Origin of the sequence: Vibrio rhizosphaerae, from assembly GCF_024347095.1 — a bacterium.
GTDB classification, from domain to species: Bacteria; Pseudomonadota; Gammaproteobacteria; order Enterobacterales; family Vibrionaceae; genus Vibrio; species Vibrio rhizosphaerae.
Genome location: NZ_AP024903.1, coordinates 3108924 through 3117213, shown reverse-complemented (window position 1 = coordinate 3117213; position 8290 = coordinate 3108924). Strand labels below are relative to the sequence as shown.

At 53.5% G+C, this 8290-nt stretch carries 1 protein-coding gene; it reads left to right on the top strand.

Annotated features, from left to right (window positions below):
- Nucleotides 1–8229, top strand: coding sequence for a non-ribosomal peptide synthetase (locus OCV37_RS13575; protein WP_261888097.1), 8229 nt, complete (start codon nt 1–3; stop codon nt 8227–8229).
- Nucleotides 8230–8290: the final 61 nt, after the last annotated feature.

The following is an 8290-nucleotide window of genomic DNA, read 5'->3' as shown; positions in this document are numbered from 1 at the left end:
ATGACAGATACACGTTTTTCTATCGATGAATTGTCACCGGAAGAAATGATGGCAATTCTGGAACAACTTGAACAGGACGGCTCATCACAGACGACGCTTCCCGGGCAAGATATGATCGTGGCTGCCGATGAGAATCAACGGGAATTTCCGCTTTCGCTGGCTCAGCAGCGGTTATGGGTCATGTCTCAGATGGATTCAGCGACGACGGCTGCTTATGTAATTGCCGCCGGATTACGTATTGAAGGGCCGCTGGACATGACGGCCTTAACTCAGGCCTTGGATCAACTGGTCGTTCGCCATGCGGCTTTACGCACCCATATTGAGGTGCGTGACGGTCAGCCGATGCAAATGATTGCGCCACCAGAGTGTGGTTTTCCGTTAGAGATCTGCCATCACCGGACGGGTGAGCCTGAACTGGCTTATGCCGCGCCCGAGTTTGATTTGACTCGCGGACCATTGGTACAAGGACGGTTAATTCGTCAGCAAGAGAATGATCATACGCTGTATATCATGATGCATCATATTGTTGCTGATGGCTGGTCGATGGGAATCCTGACCGAAGAGTTAAGTGTGCTATACCGTGCCTATCGAGAAGATGGGGCGGATCCGCTGCCGCATCCGATGATTCAGTTCGGTGATTATGCCCAGTGGCAGCAGGACCATATTCAGGGTGAGGTGCTTGAGCAACAACAGCAATATTGGATGTCTCACTTGCAAGGCGCACCTGAACTACTGGCACTGCCAACCGATCGTCCCCGGCCAGAACAGCGGGACTATCTCGGTGACAATGTGCCTATCACTTTGGATGCCGAGCTGACCGCAGGCCTGAGGGCTCTCAGTCAGCGTTATGGCTGTACGTTATATATGACGTTGTTTGCCAGTTGGTCGGTGCTGATGGGACGTTTAGCCGGACAAGATGATGTGGTGATCGGCACGCCGGTTGCCGGCCGGACTCGTAAAGAAGTCAGCCATCTGGTTGGGATGTTCGTGAATACTCAGGCGCTGCGGGTTGATTTATCACAACCGTTAAGTACCGAAGCATTACTGGCTCAGGTGAAAGCTACGTCACTGGCAGCCCAGTCCAATCAGGATATTCCGTTTGAGCAAGTGGTTGAGGCTGTTGCACCGCAGCGCAGTCTGTCTTATTCACCAGTATTTCAGGTGCTGTTTACCCTGCAGAATCAGCCACATACAGAAGTTGAAATGGACGAAATGCGCCTGTCGCATATTGATGTGCCAGATAACTCGGCGAAAGTCGATTTAGCGTTGATTATGACCGAATGTGATGACCATCTGTCCGGTACACTCAACTATGCGACTGCGCTGTTTGATTCCGCGACCATCGAACGCTATTTCAGTTACTGGAAATGCCTGTTACACGGCATGCTCGCAGAGCGTGATGCCGATGTCCGAACGTTACCGATTTTGCCGCAATCCGAGCGGGAATACCTGCTCAAAACGTTAAATCAGACGGCGATGGATTTTCCCGGCGATGCTTGTATTCATCAGCTGTTTGAATCGTTTGCTGATGAAACGCCGGATGCCACCGCCTTGGTCACAGAATGTGAATCGCTGACCTATGGTCAGCTCAATGCTCAGGCTAACCAACTGGCGCACTGGTTGATTGAACAAGGTGTTCGTCCCGATAGCCGGGTCGCGATTTCCTTACCCCGGAGTGCTGATCTGTTGATGGCGATGTTAGCCACCATGAAAGCCGGCGGGGTCTATGTGCCGATGGATCCCAATTATCCTGACGGGCGTCTGACCCATATGCTGACCGACAGTGCACCGCAGGTATTAATCACGAATGACGATGTGCGGCCGCGTCTCGGAGAGATTGCGTCGGACTGCACGGTGGTTGATCTAGAGGCACACCGTCATCTCTGGGCTGATTATGCGACAACCAATATCGATGCTGCCGCGCTGGGTCTGACAGCACAACATCTGGCTTATATCATTTATACCTCGGGTTCGACCGGTAAACCGAAAGGAGTGATGATTGCCCATCAAGGGCTATGCAATGTGTCATACGCGCAACGAAAGATGCTTGAAGTCGGCCAAGAGAGCCGGGTACTCCAGTTTGGATCAATCAGTTTTGATGCCAGCTTGTTTGAAATGGTATTGGGGATCTGCTCGGGCGCGGCGTTACATTTTGCCGGCCCCGATCAGCCACTCGGCGAAGCATTACTGACAATTCTCAAATCTCGTCGGATTACTCATGCGCCACTCCCGCCGGCGGCATTGGCGAGTTTGCGTACCGATGTTCCGTTACCGGATTTAAAAATGCTGCTGACCGCCGGTGAAGCGGTTACCCGCAGCGTGATTGAACCTTGGCTGACGGAAGGACGTTTAGTCTATAACGGGTATGGCCCGACTGAAACCACTATTTGGGGGACGACGTGTGCCTTACATCAGGGATTTGACGGTCAGCCACCGATTGGATTACCGCGACCCAACGGTACGATTTATATCCTTGATGCCCGGGGTGAACCGGTGCCGCTTGGGGTCACCGGTGAAATTTATATTGGCGGAACCGGGATTGCCCGCGGTTATCTCAATCGCCCTGAACTGACCGAAGAACGTTTCTTGCCTGATCCATTTTCGAGCCAACCCGGTGCGCGGATGTATCGTACCGGTGACTTAGGCTGCTGGAAGCAAGACGGACTGATTCACTATCAGGGACGCTGTGATAATCAGGTCAAGATCCGGGGCTATCGGATTGAACTGGGCGAAATTGAAACCGCATTACACCGCTGTCGCGGTATTCAGGATGCTGTTGTTATCGCGCAAAAAGATCAGCGGGGTAATCAACGTTTGGTCGGCTATTACACACAAGCTACCGGAGAAAAGGTTGACTTGGTTGCGCTGAAATCCCGACTGCATGAGACATTGCCGGATTACATGATTCCGTCTGCTTATATGTGTCTGGCTCAGTTACCCCTGACACCGAATGGTAAAGTGGATCATAAAGCCTTGCCCGCAGCCGATGAAAGTGCCTTTGCTCACCGGACCTATGAAGCACCACAAACGGCCGTGGAGCAGTTACTTGCCGCCATTTGGGGGGATTTATTAGGGATTGAGAAAATCGGTCGTCAGGATCATTTCTTTGAACTGGGTGGTCATTCCCTGTTGTCGGTTCAACTGATTGAGCAGTTACGTCAGCGTGGGTATCACCTGAGTGTCAAAGCCTTGTTTAATCATCCGACACTGGCCGAACTCGCCACTGTACTGAGCGAGGATATGACACCACCGACGGCGCGCATCACAGAGAATTTAATTCCTGAGGGATGCACACAAATTTTGCCGGAAATGTTGCCGCTGACGGAATTAACAGTCGCAGAAATCGAGGTGATTACCGCGAGCGTTGCCGGCGGAGCAGCGAATATTCAGGATATTTACCCACTCGCCCCGTTGCAGGAAGGCATTCTGTATCACCATATCCTGCAAAAAGATCGTGATCCTTATATTACGCCGGTGATTCTCACGTTTGATCAGCAATCGCGGATGACGGATTTTCTCAATGCGTTACAGGCTGTGATTCAGCGCCACGATATTTTACGGACCGGCATCGTCTGGGACGGACTGCGTGAAGCTCAGCAGGTGGTTTGGCGCAAAGCGCCGCTTGCGATGCATGAACTTCAGGCTGAGCAATTGCTGCCTCTGGCTGCTGAAGAAAATATAACCGACTGCGGCGCAGAAATATCGCACGATATCGTCCGGCAATTACAGACTCATTTTGCTCCGTCCCGTGTACAGATGGATGTCTCTCAAGCCCCGATGTTGGCTGTCTATTATGTTGCAGACCCGGCTCAGGAACGGTGGGTAATGTGTCTGCTTCAGCACCATTTGTGTATGGATCACACCACACTGGAACTGGTGATTGAAGAAGTTCAGGCGCATTTGCTCGGGCAGGAACATGCGCTGCCCCGGCCAATCCCATTCCGTAATTTTGTTGCTCAGGCTCGCCGTGAGTTGAGTCAGCAGACATATGTTGATTATTTCCGGGCGCAATTAGCCGATATCGAAGTTCCCTCTGCGCCGTTTGATTTGCTGGAGACACAGAGCCACGGTGGTGAGATAGAATCGCTCCGGCATCCGGTCAGTGACCAACTGGCACAGCAAATTCGTGTACAGGCGCGTCACTATGGCGTCAGTGCAGCCAGCCTGTTCCATCTGGCTTGGGGATTAGTCGTGCGTGCAACTACTGGCCGGGATGAGGTGGTCTTTGGCACCGTCTTGTTCGGTCGGATGGCCGGTGGTGACGGTGCAGATCGTGCGTTGGGGATGTTTCTCAATACCTTACCGCTGCGCCTGTCTCTGGCCGAGATGGCGGTTGAGGACGCCGTTGTCAATACTCATCAGCGACTGGCTGAATTACTTAACTATGAACATGCGCCGTTATCTCAGGTGCAGCAATGCAGTGGGGTCAGCGCGCCAGCGCCGTTATTCACGTCATTATTAAATTACCGTTATCAGGGCGGTAGTGCGCAAACCGGAACCGATAGCGTACAGTCGGCCTCTGCCTGGCATGGAATTGAGATGGTTGCCAATGAAGAGCGGACCAACTACCCGGTCGGCCTGTCGGTCGATGATCTGGCGGGGCAGGGCTTCAGTCTGGATTTCAAAGTCGATGCGCGTATCGGTGCCGGGCGGTTGGCGGTGATGGTTGAGCAAACGCTGACCGCATTGATGACCGCGTTAACGGATGACCCGGCACGTCCGGTCAGCCAGTTAGCGGTTCTGCCTCACGCTGAACAAAACTTGGTGCTCAATCAGTTCAACCAAACGGAGACTACATTCCCGGACGATACCTGCCTGCATACCCTGATTGAAGCGCAGGTGGCGCGCAGCCCGGATGCAACCGCCGTTATCTTCGAAGACCAGACTCTCAGTTACGCCGAGCTGAATGCCCGGGCCAACCAACTGGCCCACTGGCTGATTGAGCAGGGCGTGCGTCCTGACAGCCGGGTGGCAGTGTGTCTGGAACGAAGCTGTGAGCTGGTGGTGTCCTTGCTGGCGATTCTTAAAGCGGGCGGTGCCTATGTGCCGCTTGACCCGGGTTATCCGACTGAGCGGCTGACCTATATGTTATCCGACAGTGCGCCGGTCGCTTTGCTGACCACGGGGGCATTGCGCGACGTGTTGGGAGAAATCCCGACGACTACGCGTTTGGTCGATTTAGCCTCAGTGGTGCAGCCGTGGGAGGACTGCCCGCAGACCAACCCGGAAGTGGCGGAGCTGACCAATCGTCATCTGGCGTACATCATTTACACCTCCGGCTCCACCGGTTTACCCAAAGGGGTGATGAACGAGCACCGTGGCGTGGTCAACCGTCTGGACTGGATGCAACAAGACTACGGCTTTGGCAGTGATGATGTGGTGTTGCAGAAAACCCCGTTCAGTTTTGATGTGTCGGTGTGGGAGTTCTTCTGTCCGTTGTGGTCGGGAGCGACGCTGTTAATGGCCAAGCCGGAAGGACACAAAGACCCGGATTACCTGAAATCCCTAATCACCCGTCAAGGGGTGACCATCTTGCACTTTGTGCCACCGATGTTGCAGAGCTTCCTTGAGGTGGTGACACCGGGTGATTGTCCGAGTCTGCGGCTGGTGTTCTGTAGTGGTGAAGCGCTGCCGGCAGAAGCGATTCGTAAGAGCTATGCGCGACTGCCACAGATTGAATTACATAACCTGTATGGTCCGACGGAAGCGGCGGTGGATGTCACCGCATGGCACTGTCCGCGACAACTGGAAGGTGACCGGGTGTCAATCGGTCATCCGGTAGCGAATACCCGGATGTATGTGCTCGACAGTGCCGGTCATCCGGTCCCGGTCGGGGTTGAAGGGGAGTTGTACATTGGCGGGGTGCAGGTGGCCCGCGGCTATCTGAACCGCGATGAGCTGACCGCAGAGCGGTTTGTTGCCAATCCGTACGACAACACTTATCCGGTGATGTACCGCACCGGTGATGTCGGTTGCTGGTTAGCGGACGGGACGATTGAGTATCGGGGTCGTAATGATGACCAGGTGAAAATCCGCGGTTTCCGGATTGAGCTGGGTGAAATCAGCTCGGCATTACAAAGCTGCACGGGTGTACAGGATGCGGTGGTGATTGCCCGAGCCTTTGGCGAGAGCGGCGACAAACAGCTTGTCGGTTACTACACTGCGGTGAATCAAGACGCGGTGCCGGATGTGGCGGCGTTGAAAGCTGAATTGTCTGAGCGTTTACCGGCACATATGGTACCGGCCGTGTATGTCTTGATTGATGCGATGCCATTGACGCCGAACGGCAAAGTGAACCGTAAGGCGCTGCCTGCGCCGGATATCGACTCGGTGGTGCGGCATGAATATCAGGCACCGATGGGCGATGCCGAGGAAAAACTGGCGGCGATTTGGTCTGAGTTACTGGGCGTCGAGCAAGTGGGCCGTGCCGATAACTTCTTTGAGCTGGGCGGTCACTCTTTGCTGGCAGTACGGATGGTCGGAGAAGCCCAACGACAGGGCATCGCTTTGGATTTGGCAACCTTGATGACCATGCCTGTTTTGCATCAACTGGCAGCAACCGTGGGCGAGTCTCAGGATTCGGCGGTGCAAACAGCGGCTAATCCGGCGTTACCCGATCAAGTCATCCCATTCCGCACGACAGGGAAACAGTTGCCGCTGTTTATCGTGCCCGAATTCAGCGGAGAGTTGTTATACGGAACGGCATTGACCGCGAATATCGATCCGGATGTCCCCGTCTATGGCCTCTCAGCTCCGGATCGGATGCAGCCATCACTGAAAACCTATCAGCGCATGGCAGAACGTTATGTCCGCATGATCCGCCGGACGCAGCCCCAAGGGCCATACCGTCTGTTCGGCTGGTCTTCCGGCGGGGTATTGGCTTATGAGATCGCCGCGCAATTACTGGGACAGGATCAGCATGTTGAATTTATAGGCCTGTTAGATAGTTGGGTTCCGGGAATGATTGAACAACCGATACAGAGCGATGATGAGATGATCGCCGCGCTGAGTCATAATATGGTTGCGTATCTTGCCGGCCAAATGCACGGTGTACCGGTTGAACTGCCGCAGCAAGATCACTGGCGGGACTATTATCAAATCGGATGTGCCAAGGGATATCTCCCTCAAGTGTGGACAGAAACGTACTTTCATCAGATGTTGATTCACCAGAAAGACTTCCTCCGGGCGGAATATCAGCCATTGCCTTTACCGCTGTATATCGACCTAATCGCGACAGAGCCGTCACGGGCCATCGAGCCATTACTGGGATGGTCGCAGGTATTGCCCGCGGAGAATATCCACTGTGTCACTGTGCCCGGAACCCATTATGAGTTAATGAATGCCCCTTATATTGCAGATGTCGGTGGCGCGATTTCACAGGCTATTCACCGTCGTACCGAGTTTTACCGGCACAACCCAAGACAGCTTTTGTCTGATGAATCGCCAGTGATGAAACTACAAAACGGCCAACCGGGAAAACCGCAGGTCGTGTGTATCCCCGGCGCCGGAGATAATGTGTTCTCCTTTGTTGATTTTGTTCAGACCATGCCATCTGACTGGACGGTTCTGGCGATTCAACCTCGGGGATTATGGGGGGGCGGTATTCCGCACAGCAGTGTTGAAGCGGCTGCATCTTTCTATCTTGATGCATTGCGGGAGCTGTCGGGAGAGCAAGAACTGCATATTGTCGGACACTCATTTGGCGGCTGGGTTGCTTTAGCGCTGGTGACTCAGATGGAAGCGCAGGGGATCGCTGTACGCTCATTGACTATCGCTGATTCCCGGGTACCACAGCGTTCATATCATCAGGAATATAGTGATCTGCAAGCCTTGATTCGACTGATTGAGTTATTTGAAATGCGAGGCTGTTCACTTGATCTGAATGAAGCGACGCTGGCATCGCTGTCTTATCATGAACGGTTGACGGTGACGTTAAGTCGTTTGATTGACAACGGACAACTGCCGAAAAATACCCGCAACAGTGATTTTGCCGCGATTTATCGCTCGTTTGCGACACAGATTCGGATCTGGTTTACACCGGAGATTTTACCGCAAACCCCGACCACGCTGGTGATCGCGCAAGGTTCATCACCGGAACGTTTGACGGGATGGCAAACCCTGATGCCTGAAGCAACCGTATTACACAGTCAAGGCAACCATATGACATTATTAAAGCAACCCAACGTTCAGTTATTGACTGATGCGGTACAGGGTAAGACTGCTATTTAACTGAAGATGTTGTGGCCGCTGTATTCGATAGCGCAGTCACATTCAAACAGATGAGGAATTG

Bases quoted from the DNA above. Each gene is read 5' to 3' on its own strand.
- OCV37_RS13575 (WP_261888097.1), top strand. From the start codon at position 1: ATGACAGATACACGTTTTTCTATCGATGAATTGTCACCGGAAGAAATG.